This is a genomic window from Pseudomonas sp. ASL7, from assembly GCF_056680375.1.
The window spans coordinates 839,687-856,458 of the sequence record NZ_CM155279.1; the positions used below are offsets into that span (position 1 = coordinate 839,687).

The window sequence follows — 16,772 nt, forward strand, 5'->3', positions numbered from 1 at the left end:
AATGGTCACCCTGTAGTGTGTTCGACAGGGTGACCGTCTAGACGAGGTAGCGCCGAAACCACCCCAGCGTGCGGTCCCAAGCCAGTTTGGCTGCCGCCTCGTCGTATCGAGGTGTGGAGTCGTTATGGAAACCATGATTGGCGCCAGGGTAGATGTAGGCTTCGTAGGTCTTGCCCGCCGCTTTCAAGGCCTGCTCAAAGGCGGGCCACCCTTCGTTGATACGCGTGTCCAGTTCGCCGTAGTGAAGCATGAGGGGCGCCTTGATTCGGGCGACATCCTTGGCCTCAGGCTGTCGGCCATAAAAGGACACCGCGGCACCCAGTTCCGGATAGGCCACGGCCGCAGCATTGGTGACGCCGCCGCCATAGCAGAACCCGGTGATGCCGACTTTGCCGGTGGTCGCGTCGTGTTCCATCAACCACTCGATGGCGGCAAAAAAATCATTCATGAGCTTTTCAGGATTGACGGTCTCTTGTAGCGCCCGGCCTTTGTCGTCATTGCCCGGATAGCCGCCAACCGAGGTCAGGCCATCGGGGGCGAGGGCGATGAAACCGGCCTTGGCCAAACGCCGGGCGACGTCCTCTATGTAAGGATTGAGCCCGCGGTTTTCATGCACGACCACCACGGCCGCCACTTTGCCGGTGGCTTTCGCCGGGCGCACCAGGTAACCACGAACCTGTCCGTTGCCCTTGGGTGAGGGATAGGTGATGTACTCAGGAAGGATGTCCGGGTCGGTAAATTCAACTTGCTCGGCCATTGCATAGTTCGGACTGAGGGCTGCGAGCAACGCGCTGGCCGTCAAACCGCCCAACGTGAACAATGCCGCCCGGTCGAGAAATTCCCGCCGATTGATCTTGCCGTGGGCGTAGTAGTCGTAGAGCTCCAGCAGTTCCGGGGCAAAGTCTTTCGCAGTGAGACGGGGCATTTATGCGTGTCCTCTCTGGGCCATTCTTTACCTATATATGAGTAACAAAGGCATCTTGTGGCTCATATACGGGTATTTTTGAGTTGGATCAGGTTCTGCGCCTCACGCGATTCAACCGTTCAGGCATTGCGCCCCAGCCTTGGCCACTTGTGCATCCTGCTCGGCCTTGACGCCGGACACGCCGACCGCGCCGATCACCTGGCCGTCGACGATGATCGGCACACCACCTTCCAGAGAGGTCAGCAACGGCGCTGACAGAAAGGCGAATCGCCCGCCATTGACCATCTCTTCATAGCCTTTGGACTCCCGCCGGCCCAGCGCGGAAGTGCGCGCTTTTTCGGTGGCGATGTAGGCGCTGGAAGCGGCGCAACCGTCGAGGCGTTCAAGGGCCAGGGGATGGCCGCCGTCATCGACAATCACGATGGTCACAGCCCATTGATTGTTTTGCGCTTCGCAGCGGGCGGCTGCGAGAATCTGGCTGACTTCGATCTGGCTCAGTACGGGTTTACTGTTCATGGGAATTCTCCAGTGCTCGGTGAGGGCAACGCGGCTTCGACCAGTTCGATCCAGTGCCGGACCGGCGTTCGGCCTGCGCCGTCGAGGTGGGACTGACAGCCGATGTTGGCCGTGACAATGACGTCGGGATGTCCGCTTTCCAGTGCATTGAGTTTGTTGTCGCGCAGTTGCCGGGACAGTTCGGGCTGGGTCAGCGAATAGGTGCCCGCCGAACCGCAACACAGGTGGCTGTCAGGAACGAACGTGAGATTGAACCCCAGACTCGTCAGTAACGCCTCGACCGCGCCGCCGAGCTTTTGCGCGTGCTGCAACGTGCAAGGGCAATGGAAGGCCAGGCGTTGACCGCTGTGGACGCCGAGCTTTTCAAGTGGCTCCTCGCGCAGCACTTCAACCAGGTCCCTGGCCAGCGCACTGACCCTTTTCGCCTTATCGGCATACGCCGGGTCGGTGCGGAGCAAGTGACCATAGTCTTTGATAAACGCACCACAGCCGCTGGCGGTTTGCACAATCGCCTCGGCACCTTGTTCGATGCTCGGCCACCAGGCGTCGATATTGCGGCGGGCACGGTCAAGGCCGGCGGCCTGAGCATCCAGGTGATAATCCACGGCGCCACAGCAACCGGCCTCGCGAGTCGGGATCACGCTGATTCCCAGTCGATCCAGGACACGCGCGGTGGCCGCGTTGGTATTGGGCGACAAACTCGGTTGCACGCAGCCCTCGAGCATCAACACGTGCCGGGCATGCCGAAGGGCTGGACGCGGCTTTGCCGGATACACGGTGCGCGGCAATTTGATTTGCAGGGTGTTGGGTAAAAATGCCCGGAAAACCTGCCCGCTGCCGACCAGCCTCCTGAACAGCTCCGGGTTGGGGACGACCGCGCGCAACCCCTCGCGCAATAGTCGCTGGCCGAGTGGGCGTGGCACCGCGGCATCCACCACCGCGCGGCCGATGTCGAGCAAGTTGTGATAGTCGACCCCAGAGGGGCAGGTGGTTTCACAATTGCGACAGGTCAGACAGCGATCAAGATGCTGCTGGGTTTTCTGAGTGACCTCGTGACCCTCCAGTACTTGCTTGATCAGGTAGATACGGCCCCGTGGCCCGTCCAGTTCATCGCCCAGCAGTTGATAGGTCGGGCAGGTGGCATTGCAGAAACCACAATGCACGCAAGTACGCAGAATGCTTTCGGCTTCTGCGGCTCGAGGCAGTTGGCGGGCGCGTTCACTCAGGGTCGTCTGCATGCTTCAAAGCTCCGCGTACAGGCGCCCGGGGTTGAAGATGCCCTGTGGGTCGAGTTGATGCTTCAAGTTCTGGTGATAACGCAACAGCGCGGGCGACAGCGGTTGGAAAGGACTGTCGATCAGCCCGTGGCTGTAGCAGGTCACATGCCCGCCGACGTCCTCCACGACTTGGCGGATGAACGCGGCTTCTGCATTTGATTTGAGCCAGCGCTGCGCACCGCCCCAATCGATCAGTTGCCGGCCGGGCAGGGAAAGCCGCGCAGTGTTGTGCGGTAGCGACAGGCGCCACAGGGGTTGATCCTCATCGAAGAAGCTCAACCGATGCTCATTGAGATCATCCCAGTACGAATCGTCCAGTAGCTCGCCGCCCAAACGGTCATGCGCCGCTGACACCGAGCCTTCGCCACCCTCAAGTCGCAGATGCAGGCGCTGCCCGTCGTGGCACGCAGCGCTGATCGGCAGCGGTTGCTGGCCCCATTCCGCTAGGCGCAGCAAGGCGCGATCACTGTCCATGTCCAGGCTGATGCTCAAGGATTGACGTGGTTTGGGCAGGACCTTGAGTGAGACCTCGGTAATGACACCAAGGGAACCGTAGCTGCCGGTCATCAGGCGCGACAGGTCGTAGCCGGCGACGTTTTTCATGACCTCGCCACCGAAGCGCAACTGCTTGCCGTGGCCGGTGATGACGCGTGTTCCGAGGACGAAGTCGCGCACGGAGCCTGCCCAGGGCCGCCGAGGTCCCGACAGCCCGCAGGCAATCATCCCGCCGACGGTGGCACCGTCACCAAAGGCGGGCGGTTCACACGGTAACATCTGCTGCGCCGCGTCCAGCACTTCAGCAAGCTCTGCCAATGGCGTGCCGCAGCGTGCGGTGATCACCAGTTCGGTCGGGTCGTAGCTGACGATGCCTCGGTGAGCGCGTGTGTCGAGGACTTCACCGGCGACGATGCGCCCCAGAAACGCCTTGCTGTTGGAACCCTGGATGCGCAGCGGCGTGGCGTTTTCCAGCGCCTGGTTGACCTGCTCCAGCAGGGCAGCGCTGTCATCGATATCCCGTTCACGTTGCATCAGAAACGCTCCAGATCAGGGTGGGGCATCTGACCGAGGTGAATGTGCATGGCGCCAAATTCGGCGCAGCGGTGCAGCGTCGGAATGTTCTTGCCGGGGTTGAGCAAGCCACTCGGGTCGAAGGCGGCTTTGACGGCATGGAATACGGTCAATTCATCGCTGTTGAACTGTGCGCACATCTGATTGATCTTCTCGCGTCCAACACCGTGCTCACCGGTGATGCTGCCCCCGACCTTCACGCACAATTCGAGGATTTTACCGCCCAGGGCTTCGGCGCGATCGAGCTCACCCGGTTGGTTGGCATCGAACAGAATCAACGGGTGCATGTTGCCGTCGCCCGCGTGAAAAACGTTGGCCACCCGCAGGTCGTACTTGGCCGACAAGGTGGCGATGGCATGCAGCACACCGGGCAACTCACGGCGCGGGATCGTGCCGTCCATGCAGTAATAATCCGGCGAGAGGCGACCCACCGCCGGGAAAGCATTCTTGCGTCCGGCCCAAAAGCGCACGCGTTCAGCCTCATCGCGGGCCTGGCGCACTTCGGTGCAGCCGGCCTGTTCCAGTACCTGCCGCACGCGGTCGCAGTCATCAAAGACGTCGGCTTCAACGCCATCGAGCTCGCACAGCAGAATGGCTTCGGCGTCGACTGGATAGCCGGCGTGGACAAAATCTTCAGCGGCACGAATAGCCAGGTTGTCCATCATTTCCAGGCCACCGGGAATGATGCCGGCGGCAATGATGTCACCGACGGCGCGGCCGGCCTTTTCGACGGAGTCGAACGCCGCCAGCAACACCTTGGCGGTCTGCGGTTTGGGCAGCAGTTTGACCGTGACTTCGGTAATCACCCCGAGCATGCCTTCGGAGCCGGTGAACAACGCCAGCAGGTCGAAGCCTGGAGCGTCGAGCGCGTCCGAACCCAGGGTCAGGTGTTCACCATCGACGGTCAGGATCTCGATCTTCAGCAGGTTATGCACCGTCAGGCCGTATTTCAGGCAGTGCACGCCGCCAGCATTTTCCGCGACATTGCCACCAATCGAACAGGCGATCTGCGAGGAGGGATCTGGCGCGTAATACAAACCAAACGGTGCCGCCGCCTGAGAAATCGCCAAGTTGCGCACCCCCGGCTGGACCCGCGCCGTGCGGGCGGAGGGGTCGATGTGGAGGATGTTGTTGAAGCGCACCATCACCAGCAGCACGCCTTTTTCCAGTGGCAATGCACCACCGGACAAACCGGTTCCGGCGCCCCGAGCGACGACCGGCACCTGCCGTTCGTGACACAGTCGCAGCACTCCTTGCACCTGGTCGATGCGACGGGGCAGCACCACCAGCATCGGTGTGGTTCGGTACGCGGAGAGTCCATCGCACTCGTACGGTCTGAGTTCTTCCTGCTGATGCAGAACTTCCAGATCCGGCCATTGCGCCTGCAAGGCCTGCAATAGCGCGGTTTTGTCAACGTCGGGCAGGACACCGTCGACACGTTCATCGTAGAGAATGTTCATAGTCGCTTTACGATACTCCGTTCACGAGACGCCCGGGCGAAGCCCCGTAATGCTGTGTGTGTAGGAGCGAGCTTGCTCGCGAATGTCGTTAAAAATAATGCGTGTTTACTGGCTAAACGCAGCGCTCTTGAGTCCTTCGCGAGCAAGCTCGCTCCTACACACACACACTCACTCACAGCGCCGATCAATGCCCACCCACCACCATATGACTGAACGGCGCCACATACGCCTGCAACGTCACCAGCCCGCCGACCAGAATCGCCAGGATGATCGAGTGGAAGAACACATAACGCAGGATTTCCCCTTCATGGCCGTACCAGCGGGTGGCGGTGGAGGCCACCACGATTGACTGGGCATCGACCATCTTGCCCATCACCCCGCCAGAACTGTTGGCAGCGGCCATCAACACCGGGCTGATCCCCAATTGTTCGGACGTAACCCGTTGCAAGCCACCGAACAGCACGTTGGAGGCGGTGTCCGAGCCAGTCAGGGCCACGCCGAGCCAGCCGAGCAGGGTGCCGAACATAGGGTAGAAAATGCCGGTTGCCGCGAAGGCCAGTCCCATCGTCGCATCGAGGCCCGAGTAGCGGGTGAGGTAGCCCAGGGCAAGCATCGCCGCGATAGTGATGAGCGAATAGCGCACCACCCACAGCGTTCGCAGGTATTGGCGCGCCAGCTGGGGAATGGAGTAACCCATCAGCAGACCGCCGAGGATGGCTGAGAGCAAGATTCCGCTGCCGGTCGCGGTGAACCAGGTGAACTTGTAAATCGCTTCCTCGGTTTTAGGCGCAGGCACCACGGGTGGCACCTTCTCGACCTGCAGGTGCAAGGTGGTGAAGGTCAGCGCCGGCGAGAAAATCGGGTTCGCTTCGCTCATCGGCTTGCCCTGAGGGTCGAGCTTGGCCGAGTTGGTTTGCGGATCGATCGCCGGGCGGGTATCGAACATGTTTTTGAAGCCCTGGGTGCCCCAGGCGAAGACGAAGACCGTGAGGATGATCCACGGCATCCACGCCCGCATCACGGCAGGCTTGGCATCGGCGGAAAACGTCGCCGTGGCGGTGGGTTTTTCGTCATGCTCCGCATCGACTTTCGAGTTGTCGACTCGCCCGGACAGGGCGGCGGAGGTATACACAGTGGTCGGTTTCCAGACCTTGAGAAAGCCGGTGAGGCAGGCCATGGAAATCAGCGCGGCGATCACGTCCACCAGCATCGGGCCGTGGTAGTTGGACACCAGGAACTGCGGCACGGCGAAGCTGACCCCGGCTACCAGAATCGGCGGCCAGATCTCCAGCATCTTGCGCCAGCCGGCGAAGGCCCAGATCAACCAGAACGGCACGAGCACCGAGAAAAACGGCAATTGCCGGCCGACCATCATCGACAGCTCCATTTCATCCAGCCCGGTCACCTTGGCCAGCGTAATGATTGGCGTGCCCAAGGCGCCAAATGCCACCGGCGCTGTATTGGCGATCAGTGCCAGACCTGAGGCGGCCAGCGGCGAGAACCCCAGCCCGATCAGAATGGCCCCGGTCACCGCCACCGGTGTCCCGAAGCCGGCGGCCCCTTCGAAGAACGCACCGAAGCAGAAGGCAATCAGTAGCAATTGCAGGCGTCGGTCATCAGTGATGCGTGCCAGAGAGTCTTGCAGGACCTTGAACGAGCCGTTCTCGGTGGTCAGCCGGTGCAGGAAAATAATGTTGAGCACAATCCAGCCAATCGGCAGCAGCCCGTTGGCGGCGCCGAACAACGCCGCCGAGCCAGCCATATTCGCGGGCATGCCAAAGGCGAAGATTGCAATCAGCAGGGCAGAGGTGAGGGCGAGCAACGCCGCCATATGCGCCTTGATGTGGAAAAACGCCAGGGAGGCCAGCATCACCACGACCGGGACAGCCGCCATGATGGTTGAAATTACCGGGTTGCCGAATGGATCGTAGACTTGCTGCCAGACCATGTTCCACCTCTGCTTTTTATTATTGGGCGTGCAGACCCCATGGGGGCGGTGGCTTTGAGTATAGGTGGCATTACGCCGCTGTCAGGGCGGGCATTCAGGCGCTCCAGTGAGCCATTTTGGTGGGTGTCACTGAGCTAACATGAAGAGCGGGTGAATGCCTGACTCGGACTTCAACGACCGGAGGATTGCCGCAATGACTGAGCGCCATTTGGACCACAGGGAAACGCTGTCGAACGGATGCACGATCGAGGTAAAGGCGGAAATATTGAGGGACGGTTCGCTGAAAATGTTTATTGGCGTTTACCGACCGGATGGCACGGTCATTTCCGAGGATCATGATCCAAGGCCGCATCTGCTGGATATGGAAGCGGCGCTGGATTGGGGGGTTGATATTGCGAAAGGGATCGGGAACGGGCAGAGGACGTTGTGACCGTTGTGACCGTTGTGACGCCTTCGCGAGCAGGCTCGCTCCCACAGTTGATTGCATTCCCCCAGTGGGAGCGAGCCTGCTCGCGAAGGCGTTAATGGTCCAGTGTTCCGAGGGGAGTTTTCAACGCAGGCACGCCGTTTGAACCGAGCGCCACACCCATAGCCCAAACAACGGCGTCATGTCCTTTAGGCGACATCTACTGGCTTATTAGCGTTAGTCGGTAATTGGCAGACGCGTTAGAGTCGGGGTCACGTTCCTGGCAAACCCGGATGATCCCAATGACCCGCCCCCGTTTCTTACCCGACAACTTCACGCTGACCCTGATCGGCGTGGTGACGCTTGCCAGTTTTCTGCCCGCCACCGGGCACGTCGCGGTGGGTTTTGGCTGGCTGACCAACATCGCCATTGCGCTGTTGTTTTTTTTGCATGGCGCCAAACTGTCGCGCGAGTCGATCATCGCCGGTGCCGGTCACTGGCGCTTGCATTTGCTGGTGTTCGGCCTGACCTTCGTGCTGTTCCCACTGCTGGGTCTGGCGCTCAAGCCGTTGCTGTCACCGCTGATCGGCGATGATCTGTACATGGGCATGCTCTACCTCTGCGCGCTGCCTGCCACCGTGCAGTCGGCGATTGCCTTTACTTCGCTGGCTCGCGGAAACATTCCGGCAGCGATTTGCAGCGCGGCGGCGTCCAGTCTGTTCGGGATTTTTCTTACGCCATTGTTGGTGACGCTGCTGTTGAATGCGCATGGCGACGGCGGTTCGACCATCGATGCGATTGTGAAAATCAGCGTGCAACTGTTGCTGCCGTTCATTGCCGGGCAGATCGCGCGGCGCTGGATCGGCACCTGGGTGGGGCGTAACAAGAGTTGGTTGAAATTCGTTGATCAGGGTTCGATTCTGTTGGTGGTCTACGGTGCGTTCAGCGAAGCGGTGAACGAAGGCATCTGGCAGCAGATTCCGCTGCGGGACCTGGCCGGTTTGGTGGTCGTTTGCTGCGTGGTGCTGGGACTGGTGTTAATGGCCGCTACCGTGCTGGGCAAAGCCTTTGGTTTCAATCAGGAAGACCGCATCACCATCCTCTTCTGCGGTTCGAAGAAAAGCCTGGCGACCGGTGTACCGATGGCCCAGGTGCTATTCGCTGGCAGTACCATTGGCGTGTTGATCCTGCCGCTGATGCTGTTCCATCAGATTCAGCTGATGATCTGTGCGGTGCTCGCGCAACGTTATGCCAAACGCCAGGAGTCGGTGGCTGAATTGATGGGGCAAGTTGATCCTTGATCGCCAGCCCTAAGGCTTACGATCAGCCAGCGCTTCCAGCAGGTCTGATGATGGAACGAAAAACAAACTCCCGGTGACCGCCGTGCTGAAATCAAGCAGCCGGTCATAGTTGCCCGGCGGCCTGCCGACAAACATGTTCTCGAGCATCTGTTCAAGCGGGGCAGGCGAGCGCGCATACCCTATGAAGTAGGTGCCAAACTCGCCGGCGCCAGGCCGGCCAAAGGGCATGTTGTCGCGCAGGATTTTCACTTCTTGCCCGTCCTGGGTGATTGTCGTCAAGGCACTGTGCGAAGAGGTCGGTTTGACCGCGTCATCAAGCTCGATATCGGACAATTTTGTTCGCCCGATAATCCGCTCCTGAGCCTCGACGGATAACGCGTTCCAGGCGGTCATGTTGTGCAAGTACTTCTGCACCAGTACGTAGCTGCCGCCGGTGAACGACGGATCTTCATTGCCTACAATCGTGAAGTCGACCGCCTTGCGGCCGACGGGATTTTCGGTGCCATCGACAAAGCCGATGATGCTGCGCATATCGAAATAGCGAAAACCCTGAACTTCATCGACGACCGAGACTGCTTTGCCAAGTGCTGAGAGTAGCTGCGTCGCCAATTCAAAACAGAGATTCATCTGGTCTGCACGAATGTGCAGCAAAATATCGCCAGGCGTTGCAACGGCTCGCCGTCCCTGCGCACCGAACTCGCGAAACGGGTGCAGTGAAGCGGGGCGCGGGGGGCCAAACAAGGTGTCCCATGCGGTGGACCCGAAGCCACAGACACAGGACAAATTGCCGGAGGGGACTCGTTTGCCAACCGAGCGTGTGAGGGCCGCGACGTCCGCGCACCAGGCCCTCACTTGACTGGCAGAGTCACTGGTAGACGCTAAGGTCGCCACGATAAAAATCGCGCTGCTGGTGATGGGGTTACAGAGGGATTGAGGCTCAGGCGTCGGGTCATCCATTGGTGTCGTCACAGAGAGGGCCCTAAGCGGTAGAAACGTTGAAAACACTGTAGCAGACAACCACTTTGCCGAAGCCTTTCAGGCGGATTGACCGCCTTGTCAACGTTCCCCTTTGAGTAGGGGGGACGGGTGCCGAGTGAACCAACGGCTTGCCAGTTCGTACGCGTGGGCCAACTGCAACACCGCGAAATCGGCCTGGTGTCGGCCGATGATCTGCATCCCCATGGGTAGCCCGTTTTCGTTGAAGCCGACCTGCACATTGGCCACTGGACAGCCAGAAAGCGTGCCCGGAATCACGACTTCCATCCAGCGGTGATAAGTATCCATGGCCGTGTCTTCAATGGACGTCGGCCAAGGGATAGTTTTGTCGAACGGAAACACCTGGGCGCTCGGCAGCAGGAGGTAGTCGAAGCGTTCGAAAAGTCTGGAGAGGGCGCGGTACCAGTTGCTGCGCACGACCGAAGCGGCGAAGACTTCGCTGGCTGCCAGTTTCAGGCCGTTTTCGATCTCCCAGCAGGCTTCCGGTTTTAACTGCGCACGCTTTTGTGGATCGGCATAGGCTGCCCCCAGTGAGCCGGCGACCGACCAGTGACGCAGCGTTCGCCAGCTGCTCCACAGCTGTTGCGGGGCGAACTCAGGCTGCACGGGTTCGATATGGCAACCCAGGCTTTCGAAATCAGCAAAGGCCTTTTCGCACAGCGCGGTAATGCCGTTCTCCATCGGCAGGTAGCCGTTGAAGTCACCCAGCCAGCCCAGGCGGGAGCCTTTGAAGTCCCGCTCCAGCGGCGCGGCGAAGGCGCTGCCGGGCTCGGCGATGGACAGTGGCGCGCGGGCATCGGCGCCGGCCTGCACCGATAAAAGCAAGGCTGCGTCGCGCACGCTACGGCCCATGGGACCTTCATAGCCGAGCTGATCGAAAAACAGATCGGCACTGTCATCAAATGGCACGCGCCCCTGCGATGGGCGGAATCCGAAGACGTTGTTGAAGGCGGCCGGATTGCGCAGCGAACCCATCATGTCGCTGCCATCGGCCACCGGCACCAAATGCATGGCCAGCGCTGCGGCGGCGCCACCGCTACTGCCTCCAGCGGTCTTGCTCGGGTCAAAGGCACAACCGGTAGCGCCGAACAACGGGTTGTAGCTTTGCGAGCCGAGGCCGAATTCCGGTGTGTTGCTCTTGCCGATAATGATCGCGCCGGCGGCCTTGATCCGCTCCACCATAATGCCGTCGCGTTCAGGGATGAAATCCTTGAACAACGGCGACCCCAGCGTGGTGCGGATGCCGCGGGTCAGCGACAGGTCTTTGACCGCATGGGGCAAGCCATGCATCCAGCCACGGTAGTCGCCCCGTGCCAGTTCGGCGTCGCGTAAATCGGCCTGAGCCAGCAGGTCCTCCGGCGCTTGCAGGCTGATCAGGGCATTGACTCGCGGATTGAAGCGATCGATATGGGCAAGATAAGCCTGCATCACTTCCCGGCAGGAAACCTGGCGCAAGCGGATGCGTTCGGCGAGTTGATGGGCCTGCAGCAGGACCAGTTCGCTGATGTTATTAGAAGTCATTGCAACGCTGCCTTTCGGACGGCTGGAGGAACACCCCGTCACCGTGACGGGGCGGTAGGAATCAACGCATCAGGCTGGTCCAGAGACGATCGGCCAGGCGGATCGCGCCTTCGCCGCAGGTCTTGCTGAACACCACCTGGGTACCTTCGGGAATGTGCAGCTCCGGGGCGTCCTTCAGGCTGGCGTCAAGGAACGGTTCCACGCCCTTGATCGGGCTCTGGTGCTTGAGGAAGTTCTGCGTCATCGCGGCATTTTCCGGCTGGCTGAGGAATGCGATGAACGCCTTGGCGTTCGCCGGGTTCTTGCTGCCCGCCGGGATAACCATGTTATCGACCCACGCCAGCACACCTTCTTTCGGATAAAGGTATTTCAGAGCGGGTTTCATTTCCCGGGCCCGCATGGACGAACCGCCCCAGAACGTCGACATGTCGATTTCACCAGAGGCAAGGTTTTCGCGAATCGAGCCAGCCTTCGAACTGTAGGTTTTGACGAAAGGCTTTTGCGCCTTGAGCAGGGTCAGCACTTGCTGCATCTGTTTGGGGTCTTCACTGCACAGTGGGATATTCAGGTACAGGCTGGCCATGTCGATGACTTCGCTGACCGAATCAAACATGTTGATTCGTCCCTGCAATTCAGCCGGCGGCTCGTAAAGTACTTTGTAGCTGTCGGCCGGACCTTTGTAGCGATCGGTGTTCAGCACCACGCTGGTGGTGCCCCAGATGAAGGGCATGGAATAGGCACCCTCCGGGTCCCAGGTGGGCTTTTTCAGGTTGTCGACGACGCTGGCATAGTAGGGCTCATTGACCGGGTCGAAGCGTTCCAGCAACTGTTCCTTGATCAGGATCGGTATGAATTGGTGCGACGGAATCGCCACGTCATAGCCAGCACCACCCTGTTTCAGTTTGGCCAGCAGTGTTTCGTTGGAGTCGTAGGAATCGACGGTGACTTCGATCCCGGTCTGTTTCTGGAACTTGGCGAGAATCTCCGGCGAAAAGTAACCGCTCCAGCTCACCACATTGAGTTTTTCCGCGGCCTGAACGCTGGCGACCAGGGTCAGCGGTAAGGTCAGGAACAACGAAGTGCCGATACTTTTAATCCACTTGCTCATGCTAATTCCCCACGGTTCGTAAAAAGGTCAGGCGTTCTTTTTGCCCAGCAGGTAAGAGAGACTGACGAACAGCACCGAGACGCCCAGGATCAGGGTCGAGACGGCGTTGACGTCGGGTGTTACACCCATGCGTAGCAGGCCGAAGATGAAGATCGGCAAGGTGGTGGTGCCCGCCTGGGAGACCATCATCGAGATCACGAAGTTATCCAGCGAAACGATGAAGGCCAACATCAGCCCGGAGACGATCCCCGGCATCAACAGCGGCAGAGTGACCTTGCGAAAGGTCCTCCATGGGCCGGCATAGAGGTCCGCCGAGGCTTGCTCCAGGGACAGGTCCATGTCGTTGAGCCGTGCGCGAATCGGCAGATACGTAAAGGGGATACAGAACACCGTGTGAGCGATGATCAGGTTGCCGTAGCCCAGGGACAGGCCAATGGTGGAAAACAGCGCGAGTGTGGCGACACCGACGACAATTTCCGGCAGCACCAGGGGCAACATGATCGCGCCCATGGACAGTTGCAGGCCCTTGAACTTTGCACCTCGCGAAGTACCGAGGGCGGCTAGCGTCGCGATGGCCGTGGCGACCATGCTCGCGCAGACCGCAATCAACAGGCTGTTGCCGGCCGCTTGTCGAAGCGCCTGGTTGGCAAACGCGGCGCGATACCAGTCGAGGCTGAAACCGGTCCACACCGTTGCGGACTGGTTGGCGTTGAAGGAGAACACCACCAGCACCACGATCGGTGCGTAGAGGTACAGGTAGAACAGGAAACTGAAACCGCCGAACCCCGGAAAGTCCTGCACGCTCAGCGTATTTCGGTTGAATAGACGCAGCATCATGCACCTCCCTTGGCGACGCGTTGGCGCTCGGCGCGCAGGGCATAAACGGTCAATACCAACATCACCGCCGCCATCAGCACTAACGAGAGCGCCGCACCGAATGGCCAGTTACGCGCATCGCTGAACTGCCTGAAGATGAGGTTTCCGAGCATCATCCGGGTGCCGCCACCCAGCAGTTCCGGAGCAATCATCGCCCCCAGACAAGGCACGAAGGTCAGGATGGCGCCGGCAAGAATTCCCGGTTTGGCGATGGGCAACACCACTTTTCGCAAGGTGCGCACGCGGCCGGCATAGAGGTCCTGAGCGGCTTCCAGCAGGCGGATGTCCATTTTTTCAAGCGTGGCGTAGATAGGCAGCACGACAAAGGGTGCGTAGGTATAGACCAGGCCCAGCAGCACCGCGCCGTCGGTATAGAGCATCTGCAATGGCTGGTCGATGAGGCCAAGGCCCATCAGGCTGTTATTGATCACCCCGGTATTACGCAGCAGCAGAATCCAGGCGTACGTGCGGATCAGCAGGTTGGCCCAGAAGGGTACCGTGATCAGAAAAATCAGCAGTCCGCGCCGATGCGCTGGCTGCATGGCCAGCCATACCGCCACTGGAAAGCCGATCAGCAACGTGATCAGGGTGGTTAACCCGGCGATGCCGATCGAACGCAAGGCGATGATCAGGTAGGAGTCGGCGAAGGTCAGGCTGTCGTCCAGTTGCCGTTCGAATAGCAGCGAGGTGTAGGCGTCGCTGCTGAAGACCTTGTTTACCCCACCGTAGGGGTTGGCTTCCATCAGCGAATAGCCGATGACGATCAGGATCGGTACGATCAGAAACAGGATGATGGCGATCAGTGCCGGGCTGACACCGAGGAAGCTCTGGAAGGCCCTGCGGCGTTCCAGGGTATTGGCAATCGGTAATGCGGACATGGCAAATCCTCGTGCTCAATCGTGCAGGACGCTGGCGCTACCGCGGTCGAACAGCAGACCGGCCTGGCTACCGACGGCGAAGCGCTGGCCAGGGTCGACGCTGTTGGGCGTGCGCACGGTGAGGCGCGAACCGTCGCTCAGGCGGACTTGGTATTGCAGGTCGGTGCCGAGATAAATCTGCGTATCGATCCGGCACGGCAGTGCACCCTCGGTGCTTTCGGGCACCAGATGCACACGCTCTGGACGTACGGACAACACAACCGTGTCACCGACCCGCGCGTCGCTGCAAAACTGTGCGGGCAGCGGGTAACCTGCTGGCCCGGCGAACCACGCCTGGCCTGCTTCGACACGCGTGACGGTACCTTCGATAAAGTTCGTTTCGCCGATGAAATCCGCTACAAAGCGATTGCGTGGACGTTCGTAAATGTCTTCCGGAGCCCCGACTTGCTGGACTTCGCCCTCGGACAAGACGGCGATGCGGTCGGACATGGTCAGGGCTTCTTCCTGGTCATGAGTGACAAAAATGAAGGTGATGCCAGTCTTGGCCTGGATGGTTTTCAGTTCTTCGCGCATGGCTTGGCGCAGCTTGAGGTCCAACGCCGATAGCGGCTCGTCCAGCAATAGAACCTTGGGATGTGGAGCCAGTGCGCGGGCCAGGGCGACACGCTGTTGTTGGCCGCCGGAGAGTTGTGCCGGCTTGCGTGCGGCGAACCGTTCCATCTGCACCAGGGCGAGCATCTCGCGCACCCTTTCGGCGATTTGCGCTTTGTTCAGGACTTTGCCCATGGGGTGCGATTCGAGACCGAAGGCCAGGTTTTCGGCGATGGTCATGTGCGGGAACAATGCGTAATGCTGGAACACCGTGTTGACCGGTCGTTCGAAGGGTGGGCGGTCGGCGATGTTTTCGCCGTAGAGCAAAATCTCACCCTCGGTAGGAAACTCGAACCCCGCGATCATCCGCAAGAGGGTGGTTTTACCGCAGCCTGACGGGCCGAGGAGGGTGAAGAATTCGTTATCGCGAATGTCCAGGTCGATGCTTTTCAGCGCCACCGGGCCAGCGTGTGGATCACCGTAGACTTTACGCACTGAGCGGATAGAGACCGCCAGCGTTTTTAGCGAATGCAGGGCATTCATGCGTTACCTCCGATTCCCCCATCACCTGCGCAGGCGCTGTTAATAGCGTTGCCGACGGCGATGGATATTGTTTTTTTTGAGCAGGATCGAATTACGTTTGGGTGTGGACCAGCTGCTTTTTTTTGTTGGGCTGTGGGGCGATTATCAGTGAGCGATTGCGGGAGCGAAACTTCAGATTTAACATAGGTACTGTTAAAAAAATTAATAGCTAAAGGCGTCCAGAACCATGCCTGATCACCGTTTGCCACCGCTCAATGCGGTGCGTGCCTTTGACGCCGCGGCCCGCCTGGGCAGCTACGTCGAGGCTTCGAAAGCCCTGCACGTGACCCAGCCCGCCATCGGGCGGCATGTGAAGTTGCTGGAGGAGTGGCTGGGCGTTCAACTGTTTGAGCGTACTTCGCGGGGCGTGACCCTGACGTTGGCGGGGGAGAAGTACTACAGCAAGATTTGCGCAGCCTTGCAGTTGATCATCGAGGCGGGAAAGGAGATACGGCCCAAGGATGCCGAACGGTGGCTGCGAATCATGGTGGTGCCGGGGTTCGCCAAGCGCTGGCTGACGCCACGCCTTGAAGCCATGCGTCACCTTCGGCCGGGTTTGAAGTTCGCCATCGAACCCAACTCCACCTTCAGCGATGTCGACGGCAAAAACGCCGACCTGGGCATTGTCTATGGCCTGGATCGGCAATACCCGCATTCACGCGCAAGCCTGATCTGTCCACGAGTCTTTCCGATCTGTACCCCGGGTTACCTGGCCAGCATCGACCCCATCGAGGGCCCGGCCGACCTGGTCAAACACAAGCTGATCCACGTCGACGACGGCGAGTGGTGGAATATGTGGTTCGCAGCCTATGGACTGGATGTTCACCTTAGCTCAGACATGCTTTACGTCAACAACGACCACGCGCTGTCCGTGGCCGAGAGCGGGCAGGGCATCGCGCTGGCCAATGAAGTGCTGGTGCGCGAAGAACTCGCCGCCGGCAAACTGGTGAAGGCACTGGACACCCAGGTGAAGCTGGATAGCTATCGGGTCTTGACGCCTACTGCCGAGTTGTCAGCGGATGTCGCGTGGTTCATCCAGTGGATGAAGACGGAATTGGAGAAAGAGTTCAGCGTCTGAACAGCCGTTGGATATCCGCCGAAGAGGGCCTGTTTTTTCCTCTCTCGATTGAGCCTTCTTTTGGTCTGGGTCGACTTGATCAGTCCCATCAGCGCAGCTGCACGCTTGCCGTTGCGCAACGCCACGTCCGCTGAAACGCCGTGCTTGAGCACCCCGCCGAGTCTCGTGGAATCCCTGAGAAAAAAATCCTTTACATAAATTTTGAGGCGTGCATTAATTCGTTCGCAGCCCGAACTAAGTA

General features: G+C 59.8%; 15 protein-coding genes. 3 read left to right on the plus strand and 12 right to left on the minus strand.

Annotated elements, in window-relative coordinates; genetic code table 11:
• Positions 1 to 37: 37 nt before the first annotated feature.
• The 6 genes from yghX to AC1MDT_RS03885 all read right to left on the minus strand — a co-directional run bounded on the left by yghX (position 38) and on the right by AC1MDT_RS03885 (position 7,194).
• Positions 38 to 925, minus strand: a complete 888-nt coding sequence (gene yghX / locus AC1MDT_RS03860) for a YghX family hydrolase (RefSeq protein ID WP_480420769.1) — start codon at positions 923 to 925, stop codon at positions 38 to 40.
• A 111-nt stretch (positions 926 to 1,036) separates the two neighbouring features.
• Positions 1,037 to 1,441, minus strand: coding sequence for a heme-binding protein (locus tag AC1MDT_RS03865; RefSeq protein ID WP_480420770.1), 405 nt, complete (start codon positions 1,439 to 1,441; stop codon positions 1,037 to 1,039).
• Positions 1,438 to 2,679, minus strand: a complete 1,242-nt coding sequence (glcF, locus tag AC1MDT_RS03870) for a glycolate oxidase subunit GlcF (protein ID WP_480420771.1) — start codon at positions 2,677 to 2,679, stop codon at positions 1,438 to 1,440. Before glcF ends, AC1MDT_RS03865 begins: the two co-directional genes overlap by 4 nt.
• 3 nt (positions 2,680 to 2,682) lie before the next feature.
• Positions 2,683 to 3,747 carry a glycolate oxidase subunit GlcE gene (glcE, locus tag AC1MDT_RS03875; RefSeq protein WP_480420772.1) on the minus strand — a complete coding sequence of 355 codons (1,065 nt, stop codon included), beginning with the start codon at positions 3,745 to 3,747 and terminating at the stop codon, positions 2,683 to 2,685.
• Entirely contained in the window at positions 3,747 to 5,246 is a 1,500-nt protein-coding gene (glcD, locus tag AC1MDT_RS03880; RefSeq protein ID WP_480420773.1) for a glycolate oxidase subunit GlcD, read from the minus strand. Before glcD ends, glcE begins: the two co-directional genes overlap by 1 nt.
• Before the next feature lie 184 nt (positions 5,247 to 5,430).
• Positions 5,431 to 7,194 (minus strand): L-lactate permease, encoded by a 1,764-nt coding sequence (locus AC1MDT_RS03885; protein WP_480420774.1) that lies wholly within the window; start codon positions 7,192 to 7,194, stop codon positions 5,431 to 5,433.
• Between the two features lie 193 nt (positions 7,195 to 7,387).
• On the opposite strand from AC1MDT_RS03885, the gene AC1MDT_RS03890 reads away from it, so the two are divergent.
• Positions 7,388 to 7,624: a hypothetical protein gene (locus AC1MDT_RS03890; protein ID WP_480422697.1), complete on the plus strand. Its 237-nt coding sequence runs from the start codon at positions 7,388 to 7,390 to the stop codon at positions 7,622 to 7,624.
• A 278-nt stretch (positions 7,625 to 7,902) separates the two neighbouring features.
• Positions 7,903 to 8,901: a bile acid:sodium symporter family protein gene (locus tag AC1MDT_RS03895; RefSeq protein ID WP_480420775.1), complete on the plus strand. Its 999-nt coding sequence runs from the start codon at positions 7,903 to 7,905 to the stop codon at positions 8,899 to 8,901.
• Between the two features lie 9 nt (positions 8,902 to 8,910).
• Here AC1MDT_RS03895 and AC1MDT_RS03900 read toward each other — a convergent pair whose 3' ends face one another.
• The 6 genes from AC1MDT_RS03900 to AC1MDT_RS03925 form a co-directional block, all read right to left on the minus strand.
• Positions 8,911 to 9,858: a Dyp-type peroxidase gene (locus tag AC1MDT_RS03900; RefSeq protein WP_480420776.1), complete on the minus strand. Its 948-nt coding sequence runs from the start codon at positions 9,856 to 9,858 to the stop codon at positions 8,911 to 8,913.
• 99 nt (positions 9,859 to 9,957) lie between these two features.
• Positions 9,958 to 11,418, minus strand: a complete 1,461-nt coding sequence (locus AC1MDT_RS03905; protein WP_480420777.1) for an amidase — start codon at positions 11,416 to 11,418, stop codon at positions 9,958 to 9,960.
• A gap of 61 nt (positions 11,419 to 11,479) precedes the next feature.
• Positions 11,480 to 12,526: an ABC transporter substrate-binding protein gene (locus AC1MDT_RS03910; RefSeq protein WP_480420778.1), complete on the minus strand. Its 1,047-nt coding sequence runs from the start codon at positions 12,524 to 12,526 to the stop codon at positions 11,480 to 11,482.
• Positions 12,527 to 12,553: 27 nt separating this feature from the next.
• Positions 12,554 to 13,360 carry an ABC transporter permease gene (locus AC1MDT_RS03915; protein WP_480422698.1) on the minus strand — a complete coding sequence of 269 codons (807 nt, stop codon included), beginning with the start codon at positions 13,358 to 13,360 and terminating at the stop codon, positions 12,554 to 12,556.
• Positions 13,360 to 14,280, minus strand: a complete 921-nt coding sequence (locus AC1MDT_RS03920; protein ID WP_480420779.1) for an ABC transporter permease — start codon at positions 14,278 to 14,280, stop codon at positions 13,360 to 13,362. The genes AC1MDT_RS03915 and AC1MDT_RS03920 overlap by 1 nt, the downstream gene beginning before the upstream one ends.
• A 15-nt stretch (positions 14,281 to 14,295) precedes the next feature.
• On the minus strand, positions 14,296 to 15,414 hold the full coding sequence (locus tag AC1MDT_RS03925) for an ABC transporter ATP-binding protein (protein ID WP_480420780.1): 1,119 nt from the start codon (positions 15,412 to 15,414) through the stop codon (positions 14,296 to 14,298).
• Positions 15,415 to 15,640: 226 nt separating this feature from the next.
• On the opposite strand from AC1MDT_RS03925, the gene AC1MDT_RS03930 reads away from it, so the two are divergent.
• The gene (locus AC1MDT_RS03930; RefSeq protein ID WP_480420781.1) at positions 15,641 to 16,531 is read left to right on the plus strand and encodes a LysR substrate-binding domain-containing protein; all 891 of its coding nucleotides are present in this window, start codon (positions 15,641 to 15,643) and stop codon (positions 16,529 to 16,531) included.
• Positions 16,532 to 16,772 lie beyond the last annotated feature (241 nt).